This window comes from Deltaproteobacteria bacterium HGW-Deltaproteobacteria-4, assembly GCA_002841765.1.
Taxonomy (GTDB): Bacteria; Desulfobacterota; Desulfuromonadia; order Desulfuromonadales; family UBA2197; genus UBA2197.
In genome coordinates this window covers 1-18,772 of sequence record PHAV01000019.1, presented here as the reverse complement: position 1 = coordinate 18,772, position 18,772 = coordinate 1, and the positions used below count along the sequence as shown (strand labels likewise).

Annotated in this window: 17 protein-coding genes; 12 read left to right on the top strand and 5 right to left on the bottom strand. The window is 55.6% G+C overall.

Annotation, left to right across the window (positions count from 1 at the left end):
- Window positions 1-19 precede the first annotated feature (19 nt).
- The 5 genes from CVU69_12050 to CVU69_12030 all read left to right on the top strand — a co-directional run bounded on the left by CVU69_12050 (window position 20) and on the right by CVU69_12030 (window position 5,113).
- On the top strand, window positions 20-1,060 hold the full coding sequence (locus tag CVU69_12050; protein PKN11506.1) for a 23S rRNA (adenine(2503)-C(2))-methyltransferase RlmN: 1,041 nt from the start codon (window positions 20-22) through the stop codon (window positions 1,058-1,060).
- 44 nt (window positions 1,061-1,104) lie between these two features.
- Window positions 1,105-1,971, top strand: coding sequence for an S-methyl-5'-thioadenosine phosphorylase (gene mtnP, locus CVU69_12045; GenBank protein PKN11505.1), 867 nt, complete (start codon window positions 1,105-1,107; stop codon window positions 1,969-1,971).
- Between the two features lie 195 nt (window positions 1,972-2,166).
- On the top strand, window positions 2,167-3,075 hold the full coding sequence (locus CVU69_12040) for a sugar kinase (protein PKN11504.1): 909 nt from the start codon (window positions 2,167-2,169) through the stop codon (window positions 3,073-3,075).
- Window positions 3,076-3,208: 133 nt separating this feature from the next.
- Complete coding sequence (locus CVU69_12035; protein PKN11503.1) at window positions 3,209-3,928, top strand: hypothetical protein; 720 nt, start codon at window positions 3,209-3,211, stop codon at window positions 3,926-3,928.
- Window positions 3,929-4,060: 132 nt separating this feature from the next.
- Window positions 4,061-5,113, top strand: coding sequence for a mechanosensitive ion channel protein MscS (locus tag CVU69_12030; protein PKN11502.1), 1,053 nt, complete (start codon window positions 4,061-4,063; stop codon window positions 5,111-5,113).
- Between the two features lie 64 nt (window positions 5,114-5,177).
- Here CVU69_12030 and CVU69_12025 read toward each other — a convergent pair whose 3' ends face one another.
- The 4 genes from CVU69_12025 to CVU69_12010 form a co-directional block, all read right to left on the bottom strand.
- Window positions 5,178-6,008 (bottom strand): NAD-dependent deacetylase, encoded by an 831-nt coding sequence (locus tag CVU69_12025; protein PKN11501.1) that lies wholly within the window; start codon window positions 6,006-6,008, stop codon window positions 5,178-5,180.
- A gap of 69 nt (window positions 6,009-6,077) precedes the next feature.
- Window positions 6,078-6,566 carry a Cys-tRNA(Pro) deacylase gene (locus CVU69_12020; GenBank protein PKN11500.1) on the bottom strand — a complete coding sequence of 163 codons (489 nt, stop codon included), beginning with the start codon at window positions 6,564-6,566 and terminating at the stop codon, window positions 6,078-6,080.
- A gap of 111 nt (window positions 6,567-6,677) precedes the next feature.
- Window positions 6,678-7,469, bottom strand: a complete 792-nt coding sequence (locus CVU69_12015; protein PKN11499.1) for a rhomboid family intramembrane serine protease — start codon at window positions 7,467-7,469, stop codon at window positions 6,678-6,680.
- A 116-nt stretch (window positions 7,470-7,585) separates the two neighbouring features.
- On the bottom strand, window positions 7,586-8,467 hold the full coding sequence (locus CVU69_12010) for a radical SAM protein (GenBank protein ID PKN11536.1): 882 nt from the start codon (window positions 8,465-8,467) through the stop codon (window positions 7,586-7,588).
- Between the two features lie 298 nt (window positions 8,468-8,765).
- Between CVU69_12010 and CVU69_12005 the strand changes: the two genes are divergently transcribed.
- The 3 genes from CVU69_12005 to CVU69_11995 all read left to right on the top strand — a co-directional run bounded on the left by CVU69_12005 (window position 8,766) and on the right by CVU69_11995 (window position 13,322).
- Entirely contained in the window at window positions 8,766-11,096 is a 2,331-nt protein-coding gene (locus CVU69_12005; protein ID PKN11498.1) for a hypothetical protein, read from the top strand.
- A gap of 104 nt (window positions 11,097-11,200) precedes the next feature.
- Window positions 11,201-12,475: a serine protease gene (locus CVU69_12000; protein PKN11497.1), complete on the top strand. Its 1,275-nt coding sequence runs from the start codon at window positions 11,201-11,203 to the stop codon at window positions 12,473-12,475.
- Window positions 12,476-12,557: 82 nt separating this feature from the next.
- Entirely contained in the window at window positions 12,558-13,322 is a 765-nt protein-coding gene (locus CVU69_11995; protein PKN11496.1) for a hypothetical protein, read from the top strand.
- A 78-nt stretch (window positions 13,323-13,400) separates the two neighbouring features.
- On the opposite strand, the gene CVU69_11990 is transcribed toward CVU69_11995, so the two are convergent.
- Window positions 13,401-14,462, bottom strand: coding sequence for a hydroxyacid dehydrogenase (locus CVU69_11990; protein ID PKN11495.1), 1,062 nt, complete (start codon window positions 14,460-14,462; stop codon window positions 13,401-13,403).
- A 93-nt stretch (window positions 14,463-14,555) separates the two neighbouring features.
- Here CVU69_11990 and CVU69_11985 point away from each other — a divergent pair, with 93 nt between their 5' ends.
- From CVU69_11985 to CVU69_11970, 4 genes are all read left to right on the top strand, one after another.
- Window positions 14,556-15,251: an N-acetyltransferase gene (locus tag CVU69_11985; GenBank protein PKN11494.1), complete on the top strand. Its 696-nt coding sequence runs from the start codon at window positions 14,556-14,558 to the stop codon at window positions 15,249-15,251.
- A gap of 49 nt (window positions 15,252-15,300) precedes the next feature.
- Window positions 15,301-15,969: a flavodoxin gene (locus CVU69_11980; GenBank protein PKN11493.1), complete on the top strand. Its 669-nt coding sequence runs from the start codon at window positions 15,301-15,303 to the stop codon at window positions 15,967-15,969.
- Between the two features lie 12 nt (window positions 15,970-15,981).
- Window positions 15,982-16,629 (top strand): hypothetical protein, encoded by a 648-nt coding sequence (locus tag CVU69_11975; protein PKN11492.1) that lies wholly within the window; start codon window positions 15,982-15,984, stop codon window positions 16,627-16,629.
- 148 nt (window positions 16,630-16,777) lie between these two features.
- Window positions 16,778-18,619, top strand: coding sequence for a molecular chaperone HtpG (locus CVU69_11970; GenBank protein ID PKN11491.1), 1,842 nt, complete (start codon window positions 16,778-16,780; stop codon window positions 18,617-18,619).
- Window positions 18,620-18,772 lie beyond the last annotated feature (153 nt).

Here is an 18,772-nt window from a genome sequence, read left to right as displayed (position 1 = left end):
AAGAATGAAGGTGTTTTTTTTGGTGCCGGAACTGATCGACCTGAAAAATCTGACCAAGACTGACCTCACCGCTTTTCTTGCCGGCATCGGCAAGGAGCGCTTTCGCGCCGGGCAGATCATGCGCTGGATCTACCCGCGCGGCGTCTGCGACTTTGCGGCAATGACTGACCTCTCCAAGGAGTTGCGTAGCGAACTGGTAGGGCGGGCCTTTGTTTCGGACTGGACGCCGGAACATGTGGCGGTGAGCAGCGACGGTACCCGTAAGTACCTCTTTCGTCTCAGCGATGGCGAAACGATCGAGACGGTGCGCATCCCCATGCTCGAAGGGCGCAACACTCTCTGTATTTCTACCCAGGTCGGCTGCGCCATGCAGTGCTCCTTCTGCCTCACCGGCGCCTTCGGTCTCACCCGCAATCTTGCAGTCAACGAGATCGTCAATCAAGTCTGTGCCGCCGTCAAGGACGGCCCTGTTCATAACATCGTCTTCATGGGGATGGGGGAACCGCTGCATAATCTCGAAAATGTCGTCAAGGCAATCGAGATTCTCGGTGCTGTCGATGGTTTTGCCTTCGGACCCCGCAAGATTACGGTCTCGACCAGTGGGCTGGTGCCGGAGATGGCGGAGTTCGGTCGCCGCGTCAAGGTCAATCTTGCTGTCTCCCTCAATGCCACCACCGATGTCGTTCGCAATGAGCTGATGCCGGTTAACCGTCGTTATCCCCTTAAAGAGTTGATGGCGGCCTGTCGCACTTACCCCCTGCAACCGCGCCAGTACATCACCTTTGAATATATCCTGATTCGCGACGTCAACGATTCCCTCGCTGACGCCAAGCGCCTCGTGTCACTGCTGCATGAGGTCAAGGCCAAGGTCAATCTCATCCCTTACAACGAACACGAAGGATCAACCTTTCACACCCCGGATCCGGCGCAGATCGAAGCTTTTCAGCTTTATCTCCTCAGCCGTGATATCGTCGCGGTGCGGCGGGCGAGCAAAGGGCAGGATATTTCAGCGGCTTGCGGGCAGCTCAAGGCCAAACTGGAAAAGTCGGAACAAACCTGAATAGTCATTCCATTTTCGGACACAAATGCGTGGAGAAAAATCTAATGGCACAAACTGTGATCGGCGTCATCGGCGGTAGCGGTCTTTACGAAATCGATGGTTTGAACAATGTTCGAGAAGTGGTGGTCGAGACCCCCTATGGGCCGACTTCGGATGTGCTGGTGACCGGCGACCTGCACGGGGTGCAGATGGTTTTTCTTCCCCGTCATGGCCGCGGCCATCGTCTCCTGCCGTCGGAAGTCCCTTTTACCGCTAATATCTATGCGCTGAAGAAGCTCGGCGTGCAGCGGATCATCTCGGTCTCGGCGGTCGGCAGCATGCGGGAAGAGATCGTCCCCGGCCACATCGTCATCCCTGATCAGTTCTTCGACCGCACTCTTGGCAAGCGTCCCATGACCTTCTTTGGTGAAGGGATCGCCGGCCATGTGCAGTTTGCTGATCCGGTCTGTAAAGATATCAGCACCGTCCTCTACAACGCTGCGCAGGGAGTCGGGGCGACGGTCCATCGCGGTGGCACCTATCTGTGTATGGAGGGGCCGCAATTCTCGACTCGGGCAGAATCGCAGATTTACCGGAGTTGGGGGGTCGACATCATCGGCATGACCAATATTAACGAAGCGCGACTGGCTCGGGAAGCAGAGATCTGTTACGGCACGATCGCCCTGGCGACCGACTACGACTGCTGGCATACTGCCCATGATGATGTCTCGATCGAAGCGATTATTGCTATCATCCAGCAGAATGTCGCGATGGCGCGCAGGATTATCGCCGGTGCTGTTGCTCAGTTGGCAGTGGAGCGGGACTGTGTCTGCAAGGATGCTCTGCAATTTGCGATCATGACCGATAAGAAACTGATCCCGGCGGCGACCAAAGAGAAGTTGGCGGTGATCATGGGCCGCTATCTCGATTAATCTAAAAAACAATTGTACACGGATTAACACGGATGATACGGATAAAAGACAGATAAAACAGCGGGATAAACGGCTTGACGCTAATGTTTTAACGACTAAAAGTTGCGTGTCTTAAATCTGTGTAAATCCTTATAAATCAGATTTTATCCGTGTGAAATGCTTTGTTATCGTTGAAAAATTTCTGAGGTGTAGAAGATGAGTCTCTTAGTAATCGGTTCCATGGCTTTTGATTCGGTCGAAACCCCCTTCGGCAAAGCAGATGAGGTCCTCGGTGGCTCCGGTACTTTCTTCTCGGTCGCAGCCAGCTACTTTACCGATGTCCGTCTCGTCGCCGTGGTCGGAAATGACTTCCCGGATGAACATCTTCAAATGCTGCGTGAGCGCAATATCGATCTGACTGGCGTGACGATGGCCGACGGCGCCACCTTTCGCTGGAAAGGGCGCTACGGTTTCGAATTGAACGAAGCCCAGACCCTCGATACCCAGCTCAATGTCTTTGCCGATTTCCGTCCCGAACTCCCCGCCGGTTATGCCGAAAGTGAATTTGTCTTTCTCGCCAATATCGACCCGGAGTTGCAGAGCGAAGTTTTGCGCCAGGTCCGGCGGCCGCGACTGATTGCTGCTGATTCGATGAACTTCTGGATCACCGGCAAGCGCGAGGCGCTGCTTGAAACCTTAAAGGGGGTCGACCTGCTGGTGATCAACGAAGGGGAGACCCGTCAACTCGCCGGCGAAGCGAATCTCATCAAGGCGGCCAAGGCGGTGTTGAACATGGGGCCGAAAACCTTGATCGTTAAGCGTGGCGAATACGGCGTGTTGATGTTCTCCCCCGGCGAAATTTTTGCCGCCCCGGCTTACCCTCTTGAGGAAGTCTTTGATCCGACCGGCGCCGGTGACACTTTTGCCGGCGGCTTTATGGGGTACCTGGCAGCGACAAAGAATCTTGAACCGGAAAATATTCGCCGGGCGATCGTCTATGGTAGCGTCATGGCCTCCTTTACCGTTGAGGATTTCAGCTTGAACCGCTTGAAAAGTTTGACGATAGAAGAGATTGACGTGCGTTTTAAAGAGTTTAAAATGATGACAGAGTTCATCGCCGGGTAGGAAAGAAGTTGTAATAATCAAGGCTGACGCCTGGAATCGGAACACCTCTGGTCCGACATCATGTCAACTCCAGAACTGTTCCACTGTGAGGACTTTCGTGAAGAGATCTTGTCTTGCCCTTTTTTTAGTTCTGTTGACCCTCCTCCCCCTCTCTGGCTGTATTTCGGCCAAAGATCGGACGGACGGAAAGGTTCATTACACCCTCGGCATCTCTTATCTGCGCGAGCCCAACTATTCGCTGGCACTGAAAGAGTTTTATCTTGCTGCGGAGGCGAACCCCGGAGACCCGAACATTCACCTCTCCATGGGCCAGACCTATCAATTGATGCGCTCCTATGACGATGCCGAAAAGAGCTACAAGAAGGCGTTGCGCTTGAGTGACGCCAGCTTTGCGCCGATCTGTCAGAATAACCTTGGCGCTCTTTATCTTGATATGAAACGTTGGGATGATGCCATCTTCTACTTCACACTGGCGTCAAAGAATCTCCTTTTTTTAAATCCGGATGTGGCAAACGCCGGGATCGGTTATGCTCACTTCAACAAGGGGGACATCCTCACAGCGATCAGTTTTTATAAGAAATCTTTGGAGATCAATTCCAGCTATGCCACTGCCCATATGCGTCTGGCCGAAGCCTATGAAGCCTTTGGCAAGACTGATCTCGCCTTGAAGGAATACCAGGAAGTCGTCAAAATGGCTCCGGATAATCCTGTTGTCCAGTTTCAGTACGGACTTACTTCCGCTAAACTCGGCAAGAAAAATCAGGCCGTGCAGGCCTTCCGTGAGGTGATCCGTATCGCCCCCAATTCGGAAGAAGCACGCTTGGCGCTCGATCATATCAAGCTGTTGCAATAACCCGTAAGACTTTTTGCAGAGAAAAGGGTCGAATCTGCTAAGTGTTGCAGATTCGACCCTTTATTTTATCCAGCCTACTGTCTTGTGGCGATGCCGGCGGCTTTTTATTTTATTACGAAAGGACTTGAAATTATGGGATATTTTACGGATCAACCATTTTTTGGTAACACAGTTGAGATGTACATAATGACCCTCGGAGTTTTTGTCGTTGGGGTATTGAGTGTCTATATCTTTAAAAAGATCATCATTTACAGGCTGCGTATATGGGCCAAAAGTACTGTGACGCGATTAGATGACCTCTTGATTGAGGGGATAGAGAAAGCTGCTATTCCTCTTGCGTATTTCGCTGCATTCTACCTCTCTGTACAAAACCTTAATTTCTCGGTCAAAGTCGAAAAAGGTTTGTCTGTTGCCACGGTTGTCATTCTGACTTATTGCTTTCTCAAAGCAATCATCACTTTTATAAGCCATCTGTCCAGAAACTATATAATGGAGGAAAACGGCGATGATCGCGGAAAACAGATAAAGGGATTAACTTCTCTGTTGAACGTTATCATTTGGGTGCTGGGCCTGATGTTTTTGCTCGATAACCTTGGTTTTAAAATATCGTCGGTTATAGCTGGCTTGGGGATCGGGGGGATTGCCATTGCTCTGGCTGCTCAGACAGTTTTAGGTGATGTGTTTAATTATTTTGTCATTTTTTTTGATCGTCCCTTTGAAGTCGGTGACTTTCTAATTATCGAAGACAAAATGGGGACAGTCGAACATATCGGCATTAAAACCACAAGAATTCGCTCCCTTGGTGGAGAACTCCTGATCTTTCACAATACCGATCTGACTAATTCAAGAATTCATAATTATAAAAGAATGGAACGCCGTCGTGTCGTTTTTCAGGTCGGCGTCATTTATCAGACAACCGCAGCTCAACTTGAAGAACTCCCCCTGATGATGAAGGGCATTATCGAAAGGCAGCAAGATGCCACTTTCGACCGGGCGCATTTTGCCGGTTTTGGAGATTTCAGTTTAAATTTTGAGCTGGTCTATTATGTCCTCAGTGCCGAATATTCTCATTACATGGATATTCAACAATCGATAAATTTAGCCATCTTCCGTGAGTTCGAAAAAAATGGGATTGAGTTTGCCTACCCGACGCAGACTCTGTTTATGAATAAAGCAGCTTCCTGACGGGGCGGATTTAAGAACAAAAAGGGCTGAATCTGTAGGTACAGGTTCGGCCCTTTTTGTTTTTTTATGAACTGAGGAGAGAATCGAGCGCGGTCAAACCGGCCAGACCGCTGCAGGGGAGGGCGAGATGGGGAGATGCGATCCCGGCTTCGCGCAGGTTGATGCGGATGACAGTCGCCTGCTGCGTCCGACCGATTCGCTCCGAGGTGGCGCGGATGGTCGGGATGGCGGTGCCGGCGCCGATCTCGATGACGACAACGCGTTTGCCCTGCTGCCGGCGAAGAAAGGTTTGGAAGCGTTCTTCCTGCTGTCGACTGCGCTGGTCGAGCCAGGAGAAGTCGCCGAACATGAGGATATTCGGCCGTGCTACTCCTTGGCAGTGCGGGCAGGTGGGAAGATGCCGGGCGCGCATAGTAAGGAGGTCGATGTCAATCTCTTCCTCGTTAGGCCAGATTTTGTTGCAACAGGGCTGCAGACATTGCAGGTGATGAATGGAGCCGTGGACTTCAAGGATTTCCTCTTCAGCAAAACCGGCTTTTTGAAACTGGCCATCGACATTGGAGGTGACGACAAAGGGGGCATGATGAAAGTCTTTGATCCAGTTGCGGAGGATGGTGAAGCCGGGATTGGGGACGGTATTACGATAAAGGTTGGTGCGGTGGCCGTAAAAGCCCCAAGCAAAGGCGGGATCGCGTTGAAAGTGGGCGGGGTTGGCGGTTTCGATAAAGGAAAGGCCGAGCTGACGATAGGGAGGATAAGCGTTCCAGAAACCTTCATTGCCGCGGAAATCCGGGAGACCGGAATCGACCCCCATCCCGGCGCCGGCGGTGATGATCAGCGCTTCAGCGGTGCGGATAGCGGCAGCAGCAGCATGCTGGATTGCACTCAGGGGCATCGTCACTTCCTTCACGATAATCAAGTTGACGAATGGTAGGGGCGCCCCTCGTGGGTGCCCTCTTTTTCTTTATCCGTCAATCGCCACCGTCACCGGCGTCGGCTTGAGCAGATTGACCAGATCCTGTGGTGCCAGGGCGACGAGAAAGCCGCGCTTGCCGCCATTAATGTAGATTCGCTCAAGTTCGAGAATCGAGGCTTCGACATAGACCGACAGAGGTCGTCTCGTCCCGAAGGGGGAGGTGCCGCCGACCAGGTAGCCAGTGTGGCGGTTGGCCGCTTCCGGGGAAGAGGGGATGACGCTGCGGGCGCCGATCTGGCGTGCGAGTTCCTTGGTCGAGACCTGACAATCGCCGTGCATAAGGATGATCAATGGCTCTTTTTTGTCATCTTCCATGATCAGAGTTTTTATTACGCAGTGCTCGTCAACACCGAGTTCACGGGCAGAGGTCGCGGTGCCGCCCTTCTCTTCGTAAGGGTAGAGATGCTCGGTGAAGGGGATCTTCCCTTCACGCAGCGCCCGGATCGCAGCGGTGACGGGAAATTTTTCTTTGGCCATATAAACCTTTCAATCTGAAATTTACCACCCCTAACCCCTCCTTGAATAAGGAGGGGGACTATAAGCTTTAAGCTCCCCTCCTTTGTTAAGGAGGGGCTGGGGGTGGTCGCTTTACCGCAGCCAACTGAGTGCCAGTCCAGCAAAGGCGGCAGCGATGAGGAGGGCGCAGCCCCAGGCGAGAACCGTGCAGAGTTTGTCGGTCTTGCGCCGGGTCCAGGAGTTGTTCGGCAGGATGAAGCCGATAGCGAGGCCGCCGAGGCCCCCGCCGAGGTGAGCAGCGTTGTCGGCACCGACAAGGAGGCCGAAGACGAAGGCGAACGCTGCCCACTTGAGCATGAAGTTACGCAGTTCCAGGGCCTGAAAACCACCGAGGCGGTGGTACCAGGCAATGGCAAAGCCGATCAATCCGAAGAGCGCCCCCGAGGCGCCGACGACCGGCACATTCGGGTGCCAGAGGAGGTCGGCAAAGGTGGCGGTGAGGGCGGTGAGGGTATAAAGAATCAAGAAGCGCGAACGACCGATTTCAGTCTCGATCAGTGGTCCGATCTGGTAAAGCACGATCATATTGAAGACAAGATGCAGGATTCCGCCATGCATGAAGGCATAGGTCAGGGTGCGCCACCAATCACCGAAGGGCCAGAACTGCGCCCCGGAATAGATCAGGAGATTGGTGTCAGGATTGATGAGGATCGCAAAGACGTTGCGCCCTGCAATTCCCCCTTGCAGCAGCATAATGGAAAAGCTGAGGAGGTTGAGAGCGATCAGCACTTTATAAAAAGGGAGGCCGCCGGCCTGGGTCGGGGTGCGGAACGATTGCTTGATCTTCTTTTCCCAAAGCATCAGGCGCCATTGCCATTGGGTGCCGTTCAGGCCGATTGCGTCGAAGAACTTTTTGATATTCAAGGTTGTTTCTCCATGTCAGATCTATGGGCCGGCTACAGGGATAAGATCATCCGCGCGGGAAGATTAGCATATTCTCTCCCTGCGGGGAAGAGGAAGCCGGGCGCTGGCATACATTCTCAATAATACTCTTCCGCATAAGCCGGCACGCTGTCGAGGAAGCCGGGGCGCAACTGCGCCGCGTCCATCGCCGCATCGACATCCGCGATCAAGCGCTCGCGATCCTTGGGATAGCTGCCGGCGAGGTTGAGGAAGTTGGAGACATGGTTGGAGCGGAGGATGGTGCGAGTCGGGTGGAGATGGGTGAGAAGTTCCCGCGCTTCGATCAAGAGTTCGCGCCGGGTGCATTGCTCCAGGGTGCGGACAAAGTCGTCGTTGTGGCGGTGAAAGAGGGTGAGGAGCGAGAAGTATTCGGGATTAACCTGGTTCACCCAGGCGGCGGTGGCGCGGGCATGGCTGAGGCTGCGCTGGAGGCCGGCAAGGCCGAGGATCGCCGTCACCGAAAGTTTTATCCCCGCCGCCCGCGCCTTCAGGGCCTGCTGCGCCATAGCCTCGGCAGTGAAGCCCTTGTTGATCGAGAGGAGGGTGGCGTCCTCCCCGGATTCGAGGCCAAAATAGAGGATGCGCAGGCGCTTTCCCCGCAAAATCGCCAACTCTTCCGGGCTCTTGGTCGTCAGGCTGGCGGGAGAGGCGTAAGCGCCGACGCGGGTCAGGTTGGGGAAGGTGGCCGCCAGGCTGTCAAGAATCTCCACCAGTCCGGCAAAGGGGTAGACAATCGCGTCGCCATCGGCGAGGAAGACCCGGTCGATGCGCGGCCGGTAGATCTCGGGAATCCCCTGGATCTCTGCGATGATCTCCGCCACCGGACGGATCTGGAAGTGTTTCCCTTTGTACATACCGCAGAAGGTGCAGTTGTTCTGCGAGCAGCCGATGGTGATCTGGAAGATCAGGCTGCGCGCCTCGCTCGGCGGGCGGAAGAGGGGTTCAACATAGCGGGGGATCATCAATAAACTCCGGTAAAATTCAGTCTGCCTCAGTTAAGTAGATTCGCGTTATGGCCAACAATACGACAATCGCTTTCTTACCAACAAGCACCACACATTAATACTCAGCCGTTCCGGTGAAGGCAAGAAATTACCGTCCGCCTGTTAACGGTGCTTGGTGGACAAGCTCTGTACAATCGTTTTCTTGACAGTAAAGTCTGGCAGGCTATATTTTTATTAAAATGTCGGACACTTGCCGGCCTTATTCAATGTAAATCGAACAAGCCGAAAGATCCTGCTATCAGGAGGAATTTCCATGCGCCGAATCCGCCTGCCCATCATTCTGTTGCTTCTCCTGCTCTGGTCGTCCTTGCCGGTCTTCTCTGCATTGGCGGCCACCGATCATACCTACCCATCGGTCACTGCCTGGCCGCTCGCCACCCACAGCGCTGATGCTACAGGGTCTACTACCAACCTCGCTTTTGGCATCCTCCACCACCGTGAAGCCGGCAGCTACGAGCGCTACGCGGTGCGGCCGTGGCTCTTTAATCTGGAGACCGATGCTGACCGCGATTCCAGAGAATGGTCGCTGTTCTTTGATCTGGCACACGTTGAACACCGGGGAGAGGATTTCCGTCGCCACCTCTTTCCGGTTTACTGGCAGGGACGCGAAGGGAAGAAGCAATGGTTCCACCTCTGGCCCCTCTACGGTCAGTCCGAAGCCGCGGATGGCGCGCGCACAATCTCGACTCTTTACCCATTCTTCAGCCTCACCCGCCACCCGGCGACGGACGACTGGACCCTGCGCTACCTTTGGCCACTCGGGGAAATCCGCCACCAGGGAGAAGAGCGGAGCAGTCGCTTTATCCCCCTTTGGTGGCGGCACGAAACGCCGCAGTTTTCGGAAGGGTTTCTGTTTCCTTATCTGTGGCGTGACCACGGCGAGAGCCATACTCGTGCCATTCTGCCGCTTTGGTGGCGGCAGCAATCGCCGGAAAAACGGAGCGGTTATTTCCTTCTGTATGCCTGGCAAGAGAAGGGGGCGACGCGCCATGACCTGCTGATTCCGCTGTGGTGGCGCTACCGCTCGCCGGAAGCGCGTTTTAGTTTGCTGGTGCCCCTTTATTTCGGTTGGGAGAACAATCGCGGGGAGGGGAGCGTGGTTGTGCCCCTTTGGTATGCAGCGAGCACGGACGAGAGCGCTTTCAAGATTCTGCTCCCCTTTTATCTCGACTGGCGCACTGGCGAGGAGAACCGCTTGCAGTTATTCCTGCCTTTTTACGGCGATCACCGCAGTGAGACTTCAGCCACCCGCGTCGTTTTCCCTGTCTATTTCCGCCACAATAACTTCAACTTCGACAGCACCCTGCGTTACTGGTTTCCGCTCTTTGGCAGTTATGAACGGGGCAGCGAGACGCAGCGCTACTACCTCTTCCCCCTTTATGCCCACATGCAGGATCCACAGCGGGGTTATGACAGCCGCTTCTTCCTCTGGCCGCTGGTGCACCACGAAACCCTCCCGGATGCGCGCGATACCTGGGTTCTGCCGCTCTTTCGTTCGCAGCGGACCGCCGACACCAGCAACAATATGGCCGGACTGCTGTGGTGGTCGGGCCATACGCCGGAGCGGGACTACACTCTCCTTCTCCCTTTGTACGGCCACTGGCGCAACCCGCAGAGTGAGTACCACGTCACGCCCCTCTCCTTCTCCCTGCGCCAGCCCGACGGTTATCGCAAGCGCTTCTTCCTCGGGCCGGTCGCTATTGCCACCGAGGATCCACCGCAGCTGCGCAAGCAGCTCGACATCCTTTGGCCGTTGATCAGCCGCAGCCAGCGGGGCGAGACGAGTCACAGCCGGGTGCTTCCTTTCTGGTGGCACGATGAAAGTCCGGAGCGGAGCTTTAGTCTGGCGCTCATCCCGCCTTATCTGCATCAGGAAGAGCCCGGCAAGTCACTGTTCCACCTCTGGCCCTTCTACGGTCGCAAGCTCGACGGTGACTTCCGTGAAGATGCGGTCCTTTGGCCCTTTTTGCGCTATGGCCGCGCCAGCGAAGGGGAGCGCCGCAGCTGGCAGGCCTTCCTCGCTTTCGGATCGTCAGACATAGATTGCAGCAGCTTCGGCCTTTTTCCCCTTTGGTACCATCAGCGCAAGAAGGAATCGACCCGCGATCTTTCCTTGCTCCACTGGCAGGAGCGCAGCCCGGACGCAAGTACCTTTGCCCTCCTTCATCTCGGCCATCCCGATTGGAGTCTGCTCAACCTGTCGCAGCGTCCGAATTCCCGTCACCAGCACCTCTTCCCGCTCTATAGCTTCACCCGGACAACGACGCCGGAGAGCGTCCGGAGCTGGGTTCTATGGCCGCTCTACAGCTACAAACGTGAAGAGGAACGCACCCGCCATGCGCTCCTCTGGAAAGTTCTGTATCGTGACAGCAGCCCGCAAAAGAGTGAGACCGGATTTTTGTGGCGATTTATCCGCGCCCGACAGGATGCGGAAACGTCACTCTTCGAACTTAACCCTTTCTATTATCGCGAGACGCAGGCTGATGCCAGTGAACAGTACACCGCCTGGCTGGGTGGAATCTACGCCACCCGTACCACCGGGGAAGAGACCGAACACCGGCTCTTCTGGTTCCTGCGCTGGTAATTGAGCGCTGACCGAATCCCGATAGGATCGCGGTTAGCTTATTGCCACATCGCAGAAAAACGGTAAGCTTGATCTTGTCTTCAATAAGAAAGGTCAAAATTGTAATGCGTCTACGTCTTGTTACTATTCTCTTCCTGCTTTTCTGGAGCATCCTCGCATTTGGCGAGCCGGCGACGATTCGGGTGGTCTCCATTCAGGATCCGATTACGCCGGTGACCGCCCGTTTTCTTCAGCGCAACCTCGATGAAGCGGCCCGGCAGGCAGAACCCCTTGTCCTTGTTGAAATCGACACCCCCGGCGGTCTCGACACGGCGATGCGTGAGATCGTCAAGGAGATCTTCGCCAGTCCGGCGGTGGTGGTCGTTTATGTCGCCCCCTCCGGCGCCCGCGCCGCTTCGGCCGGGGCGATCATCTGCCTGGCCGCGGATGTTTGTGCCATGGCTCCTGGAACCAACATCGGCGCGGCTCATCCCGTGACCCTTGGCGAAAAGGCCGACCCGACCATGGAGGCGAAGCTGGTCAACGACGCCGAGGCTTATGTCGAGTCGATTGCCCGTCAGCGCGGCCGGGATGCAACCTTGGCGGGGAAGATGGTGCGAGACAGCCTCTCCCTCAGCGCGGATAAGGCCCTGGAAGGGAAGGTGATCGATCTGGTCGCGCGGGATCAAGCTGATCTCCTGCAGCAATTGGAGGGACGGACGCTGTTCAAGGGGGGGCGTGAACTCGTTCTGCAACTGCAGGGTGCGCAAGTGACTGCGGCGGAGATGACGAAAGTGGAGCGGATTCGCAATGCGATCAGCAACCCGAACGTGGCTTATGTGTTGATGATGCTCGGCATGCTTGGGATCTTCTTCGAACTCTCTAATCCCGGCGTCATCCTGCCGGGGGTGATCGGCACTATCTCCCTCCTCCTCGCCCTCTTCGCTTTTCAGACTCTGCCGGTCAATTATGCCGGAGTATTGCTCATTCTCCTTGCTCTGGTTCTCCTTATTGCCGAGATTAACGTCGTCTCTTACGGCATGCTGACCGTCGGCGGTTTGATCGCCATGGTGTTTGGATCCCTGCTCCTCTTCGATTCGCCAGAGCCCTGGCTGCGCCTTTCCTGGAATGTGATCCTGATGACGGTGCTGGTCGCGGCCGGGTTCTTTGTCCTGATCGTCAGGAAGGCTCTGACCGCCCAGCGCCGACCGCAGACAACCGGCCGGGAAGGGCTGATCGGCGAAGAGGGGACGGCGCAGAGTTCTATCGATCCGGAGGGGAAGGTATTTATCCACGGCGAATACTGGGAGGCGCGCAGTGACACGCCGATTGCCGCCGGTGACAAAGTGGTAGTCGAGGTGGTGGAAGGGATGCAGCTCAAGGTGCGCAAGACACAATAACCTTCTTGATTATCAGATTTTATCCGAACTTATCTGCGGCCAACTGCCGTTTTCAGGTTCACTTAAGCAATGGAGGCTTATCATGTTCGAGCTGATCAACTATATCCCGCTCATCTTTCCGGTTGTCCTTTTTATCATGTTTGTTGCCAGCGCGGTGCGCATCCTCCCCGAATATGAGCGCGGCGTCCTCTTCCGCCTCGGGCGGATGATCGGGGTGCGGGGGCCGGGGCTCTTCTTCATCATCCCCGGCGTCGACCGCCTGGTGCGGGTCAGTCTGCGCACCGTTGCTTTCGAGGTGCCGCCGCAGGATGTCATTACCCATGACAACGTCACGGTGAAGGTCTCGGCGGTTATCTACTTCAGGGTCATCGCGCCGGATAAAGCGATTATCGAAGTGGAAGATTACCTCTACGCCACCAGCCAGCTTTCGCAAACGACCCTGCGCAGCGTCCTCGGCCAGGTCGATCTTGACGAGCTCCTGTCGAACCGCGAGAAGATTAATCAGCAGCTGCAGGAAATCCTTGACCGCCATACCGGGCCGTGGGGGGTGAAGGTTGCCAATGTCGAGGTGAAGAATATCGACCTGCCGCAGGAGATGCAGCGGGCCATTGCCAAGCAGGCCGAGGCAGAGCGGGAGCGGCGTGCTAAGGTTATCCACGCGGAAGGAGAGTTGCAGGCCTCGGTCAAGCTCGCCGAAGCTGCCCGGATCCTGGCGGTTGAGCCGATCTCCCTGCAACTGCGCTATCTGCAGACCTTGACCGAAATTTCCGCCGAGAAGAACTCGACAACGATCTTCCCGGTGCCCATCGATTTGATCAGCATGTTTCTGGAGAAACGCGAGAAGTAAGTCAACGAGTTCAGGAAATCAGGACCGCCCGACGACTGTTGCCGTTCGGGCGGTTTTTTCGTGATGAACCAGTCAGGTTTACTCGGATTTGAGAGAAGCCATATCAATGGAAAACCGGTACTTCACATCCGATTTGATCAGCCGCTCGTAGGCTTCGTTGACCTTCTGGATTGGGATAATCTCGACGTCGGCGGTGATGTTGTGCGCCCCGCAAAAGTCTAGCATCTCCTGTGTCTCCTTGATCCCGCCGATCAGGGAGCCGGAGAGATGCTTGCGGCCAAAGAGGAGAGCAAAGGCGGAGACCTGCAGCGGGGTCTCCGGCGCGCCGACCAGGGTCAGTTCGCCGTCAAGGCCGAGCATCCCGAGGTAGGCGTTGATGTCGTGGTCGGCGGCGATGGTATCGAGGATGAAGTCGAAGGAGCCGGCCTGCGCCTTCATCTCTTCCTGATTCTTCGAAATGATGACGTCATGAGCGCCGAGGCGCAGGGCATCTTCCCTTTTCCCCGGCGAAGTGGTGAAGACGACGACCTGCGCGCCGAGGGCCTTGGCGAACTTGACCCCCATGTGACCGAGACCGCCGAGGCCGGCTACCCCGACCTTCTTCCCCTTCAGATCCCCCCAGCGCTTCATCGGCGACCAGGTGGTGATCCCGGCGCAGAGCAAGGGCGCAACCCCGGCGAGAGAGAGATTGGTCGGGACGATGAGGACGAAGCGCTCGTCGACGACGATCCTCTCGGAGTAGCCGCCATAGGTGACCGGGGCGGTGCCGTGTTTGTCCGGCGAGTTGTAGGTGAAGGTGGCAGAGGGGCAGAACTGTTCGACGTGGTGGTTGCAGCTCGGGCAGTCGTGGTCGGAGTCGACCAGACAGCCGACCCCGACGAGATCGCCGGTCTTGGCCCTGGTCACGGCGCTACCGATGCCAGTGACGCGGCCGACGATCTCGTGCCCCGGCACGCAGGGGTAGGTCGTCGGCATGACGCTGTGCCACTCGTCGCGCACCGTGTGCAGGTCGGAGTGACAAACGCCGCAGAAAAGGATTTCGATCTGCACGTCGTCTTCGGTGGTATCACGTCGTGGGATAATGGTGGCGGCGAGGGGAGCAGTAGCGCCGGCAGCGGCGTAAGCTTTGGCTTTGAGCATGGTATCTTTCCTCCTGTCTGGGGCCTCATTGATGATAATAATGTATACTCCCGAAACGTCAACGACCGGTAGACCGATCTTGTCGAAATATTGATGCCGCGACCGCTGCGTTTCAGGTCGGTTACGGGACATTGCGATACTCCGTCAGATGTCTGCTGCGTCATAGAGAGGCTCGACATGAACCGCAATAAGAAAATGACCGAGCAAGTGCTGACCGGGGCTGCGATTGCAGATGGACGGGACGATGTGGCGACGCTCCGGCTCGAAATTTTCCGGGAGTATCCTTATCTGTATCAAGGTAGGAGGGAAGATGAGCTTGAATACTTGGGCACCTATGCCGCGGCGCCCGATGCCTGCGTCATTCTCGCCTATGATGGAGATGCGGTTATCGGAGCGGTTGCAGGCATGCCTCTTATCCATGAAAACCTCCAGATGATTGACGCTTTTGCCGGGACAACATTTCCGCTCGATGAGGTCTATTACGTCGGGGAACTGCTCTTTCGTCCGGCCTACCGCAATTGTGGACTGGGTCGGAAGCTGCTTGACCGACTGGAAAGCCACATATGTTCTCTCGACCGTTACCGCACCCTTACCTGCGCCACGGTTGAACGCCCCGATGATCACCCCTTGCGCCCGCGTGACTACATCGCCATCACAAAATTTCTTGCTCGTACCGATTTTGCTCAGCTCACGGGGGTAAAAACCAGCTTCACCTGGCGTGAGATTGATGGTGTCAAACGGGACCACCTTATGCAGTTCTGGTTCAAGTTGATTGACAAACAGTTGTAGATTGCTGGTAGATAAACGAAAACTAACCACGACAAAAGGAGAAAGACAGATGAAGGTCATCGGCATCAACGGCAGTCCACGAAAGCAATGGAACACAGCGACACTCGTGGCTAAGGCACTGGAAGGAGCCACATCGCTCGGGGCGACAACGGAACTGTTTCATCTTTACGATCTGGACTTTAAGGGTTGTATAAGCTGCTTCGCTTGCAAAACACGCGGCGGTAAAAGTTACGGGAAATGCGTCCTGAACGATGACCTGGCACCCGTGCTGGAAAAGATAGCTGCGGCCGACGCCCTTGTCATCGGTTCGCCGATCTACTTCGGTACCGTGACCGGCGAAACCCGTAGTTTTATCGAACGCCTGCTCTTTCCCTACCTCACATATACAGTGCCATACGGAACGTTGTTCCCTAAAAAAATCAAGACCGGTTTTATCTACACCATGAATGTCCCGGAAGAACGGAGCAAGGAATACGGATACGAACAGATCTTCAGTACCAATGAGCGCTATATGCAACTGCTCCTTGGCTCTGCCGAGTCGCTCTGCGCTTTTGACACCTGTCAGGTGGACGATTATTCAAAGGTGGTGATCGAAAGCTTCGACCCCATTCATAAAGCCAGTCGCCGTAAGGATGTATTGCCTTTGGAATGTCGACGTGCCTTTGAGATGGGGCAACGGTTGGCGGGGGCAGGCAAGACTTTACAAATGCGGACTTGATGGAGGCAGTGTATGTGGTGCAGGGCCATAGTGTGTTTGCTGCTGATTGTCAGTACGACGGGGTGTTCGTCACTCATTGGCGACGGCCATGTGCGCGAGCAGGTCCTTGTCTCCTATTTGAATCAGTCGGAACGGCTGATTCTCTATGGCCCCGGCAATCTCCGGCCGGATGACCAGTTAAAGGTCCTGTTCAGTGAGTACATCTCGGCGCCGCTGGTCGAACAGTTCCCGGCCACCGCAACCCGCGGCATCATCGAGGAGTTTCTAGACTATTCCCCCCGGCTGGCGGATGGCGCCACCCGGATTGTCGATCCTGCGGAATGGCGGTCGCTCTCCCATGGCCGCGACACTCCAGTTCTGTTCTTCTACGCCAGTTGGCAAATGGTTTACCAGCGTCTGCCGCCGAATCTTCACAAGCAGAAGCTACAGAGTGGCGCCATCGCTAAGGTTCTCCCTCTTGGTCAGGTTTTGGCCGAGAAGGGGGCCATTGCGCTGCGCACGGCTGTTTGGGAGGCTGGCTGTTCATTTAAACCTTTCGAGGGTGAGTATTTCCCGATCGACGAATGGGCGGCGAATGATGCCGGGAAGCTCCATGCGGGGGTGAAAGCCGTACAGGAATTCTGCGGCCAAAGGTTTGCAAAGCAATTTTCAACCCTATAGGCGATCCTGAAGCACTGATTTGATCAGACCGTTATCCGGTGGACGCTGAATGAGACAGCGCACGTTAGTCTCCCCCTTGACAATGGCGCGGCGCATGATTACCTTGCCACTTCGATTCATCTACTAGAAAGAAGGAGAATAACCGGTCATGGCCACAGAAAAAGGTTCCATTTCGATCCACACTGAAAATATCTTTCCGATCATCAAGAAATGGCTCTACAGCGAAAAGGAGATCTTCCTGCGTGAACTGATCGCCAATGGCGTCGATGCGATCAGTAAACTGCAACATATCAATCTCGTTGAAGGGCTCGGGTTAGCGGAGGATTTTCATGTCGATCTCATCGTCGACAAGGAAGCCGGCACCCTGACCATCCGCGATAATGGCCTCGGTCTCACCGCCGATGAAGTGCGGCGCTATATCAACCAGATCGCCTTCTCCTCGGCTGAAGAGTTCATCCACAAATTTGAAGCCCTCAAAGACAGCAATCAGCTCATCGGCCACTTCGGCCTCGGTTTCTACTCCGCCTTTATGGTCGCCAAAGAGGTGGAGATCCGCTCCCTGTCCTGGCAGAAAGACGCTGTCGGCGTCCATTGGCGTTGTGACGGCTCGACCGGTTATGAGCTTGATGAAATCGACAAAAGCGACCGCGGCGCCGAGATCATCCTCCATTTAGAGGACAGCGAAAAAGAGTTTCTCGAACCGACGCGGCTGCGCGAGCTGGTCAAACGCTTCTGTAACTTCCTGCCGGTTGCCATTCGCATCGACGGCGAGACGATCAACGAGCGCAACCCCCTCTGGACGCGCAGCGCCAAGGAGATTACCGACGAGGAGTACAAAGCGTTCTATCACCAGCTTTACCCCTTTAGTGATGATCCCCTTTTCTGGATCCACCTCAACGTTGACTTCCCCTTCAACCTCAAGGGGATCGTCTACTTCCCCAAACTCAGCAACGAGTTCGACGTCAGCCGCAGCCACATCAAGCTCTTCTGTAACCAGGTCTTTGTCTCTGACAACTGCCCGGAACTCATCCCCGAATTCCTCCTGCCATTACAGGGCTGCCTCGATGCGCCGGACCTGCCGCTCAATGTATCGCGCAGTTACTTGCAGAACGATCCGCAGGTACGGAAGATCCGTGAAGTCCTCGCCGGACGAGTGGCGGCGCGGATCAGCGATCTTGCCAAGAATGATCGTGAAGAGTATGGGCGGATCTGGGGCGATATTCACACCTTTGTCAAATACGGCATGATGCGCGACGACAAGTTCTACGATAAGGTCAAGAATGACGTCATCTTCCGCAGCAGCGATGCCAGCGCCTACACCACCCTCCCCGAGTATCTGGGCCGGGCCGAAGCCACCCACAAGGATCAGGTCTACTACGCCAGCGATGCCACGGCACAAGCCGCGTATATCAAACTTTTGCAGGGGCAGGGGATCGAAGTCGTCTTTCTCGATTCGACGATCGACAGTCACTTTATTCAATTTCTGGAGATGAAGGAGAGTTCGGTCAAATTTCAGCGCGTCGATGCCGATATCAGTTCCAGTCTCATCGATAGCGACAAAAGTGCGGACCTAGTGGAAGGGGCCGATCAGAAGACCCTGGAGCAGAAGGTGCGTGAGGTCTTTGAGAAGCGTCTGGCGGTCGAGGGCTTGACAGTGCGGGTGGAGAGTCTCAAGGATAGCAGTCTCCCCGGCATGGTCCTGATTTCGGAACAGATGCGGCGGTTCCGTGAAATGATGCGCTCGATGGGGCGCGGCAAGAGCGAGAGCGAAGAGGGGATCGGCGATCATACGTTGCTGGTCAATGTCGCCAGCCCGATCGTCCGCTCTCTGGCGCGTTTCGAGGAAGAAGGACGCAGTGACGATGCCGAACTCCTCGTTGGCCAGGTCTACGATCTCTCCATGCTCAGCCATCAGGAGTTCAGCAAAGAGCGGATGGAGACTTTTCTGGAGCGCAGTAACCGGATTCTTGAGCTGATCTGCAAAAAGTAGTCAAAAAAGGGCAGAGAACGCAGCGGGGTGAGCCAGAATGGTCACCCCGCTCTCTTTTTGGTGCGCCCGGCAGGGCGCGTGGCGTGTAAGCGCCATCGATTCAGCTATGGTGGCTGAATCGCGACTTGGTGGTGAAAGTCCTCTATCGGCCCG

Coding starts and splice junctions, on each gene's coding strand:
- mtnP (PKN11505.1), top strand. CDS start 1,105: ATGGCACAAACTGTGATCGGCGTCATCGGCGGTAGCGGTCTTTACGAA.
- CVU69_12040 (PKN11504.1), top strand. CDS start 2,167: ATGAGTCTCTTAGTAATCGGTTCCATGGCTTTTGATTCGGTCGAAACC.
- CVU69_12030 (PKN11502.1), top strand. CDS start 4,061: ATGGGATATTTTACGGATCAACCATTTTTTGGTAACACAGTTGAGATG.
- CVU69_12025 (PKN11501.1), bottom strand. CDS start 6,008: ATGCCCCTGAGTGCAATCCAGCATGCTGCTGCTGCCGCTATCCGCACC.
- CVU69_12020 (PKN11500.1), bottom strand. CDS start 6,566: ATGGCCAAAGAAAAATTTCCCGTCACCGCTGCGATCCGGGCGCTGCGT.
- CVU69_12005 (PKN11498.1), top strand. CDS start 8,766: ATGCGCCGAATCCGCCTGCCCATCATTCTGTTGCTTCTCCTGCTCTGG.
- CVU69_12000 (PKN11497.1), top strand. CDS start 11,201: ATGCGTCTACGTCTTGTTACTATTCTCTTCCTGCTTTTCTGGAGCATC.
- CVU69_11995 (PKN11496.1), top strand. CDS start 12,558: ATGTTCGAGCTGATCAACTATATCCCGCTCATCTTTCCGGTTGTCCTT.
- CVU69_11990 (PKN11495.1), bottom strand. CDS start 14,462: ATGCTCAAAGCCAAAGCTTACGCCGCTGCCGGCGCTACTGCTCCCCTC.
- CVU69_11985 (PKN11494.1), top strand. CDS start 14,556: ATGCCGCGACCGCTGCGTTTCAGGTCGGTTACGGGACATTGCGATACT.
- CVU69_11980 (PKN11493.1), top strand. CDS start 15,301: ATGAAGGTCATCGGCATCAACGGCAGTCCACGAAAGCAATGGAACACA.
- CVU69_11975 (PKN11492.1), top strand. CDS start 15,982: ATGTGGTGCAGGGCCATAGTGTGTTTGCTGCTGATTGTCAGTACGACG.
- CVU69_11970 (PKN11491.1), top strand. CDS start 16,778: ATGGCCACAGAAAAAGGTTCCATTTCGATCCACACTGAAAATATCTTT.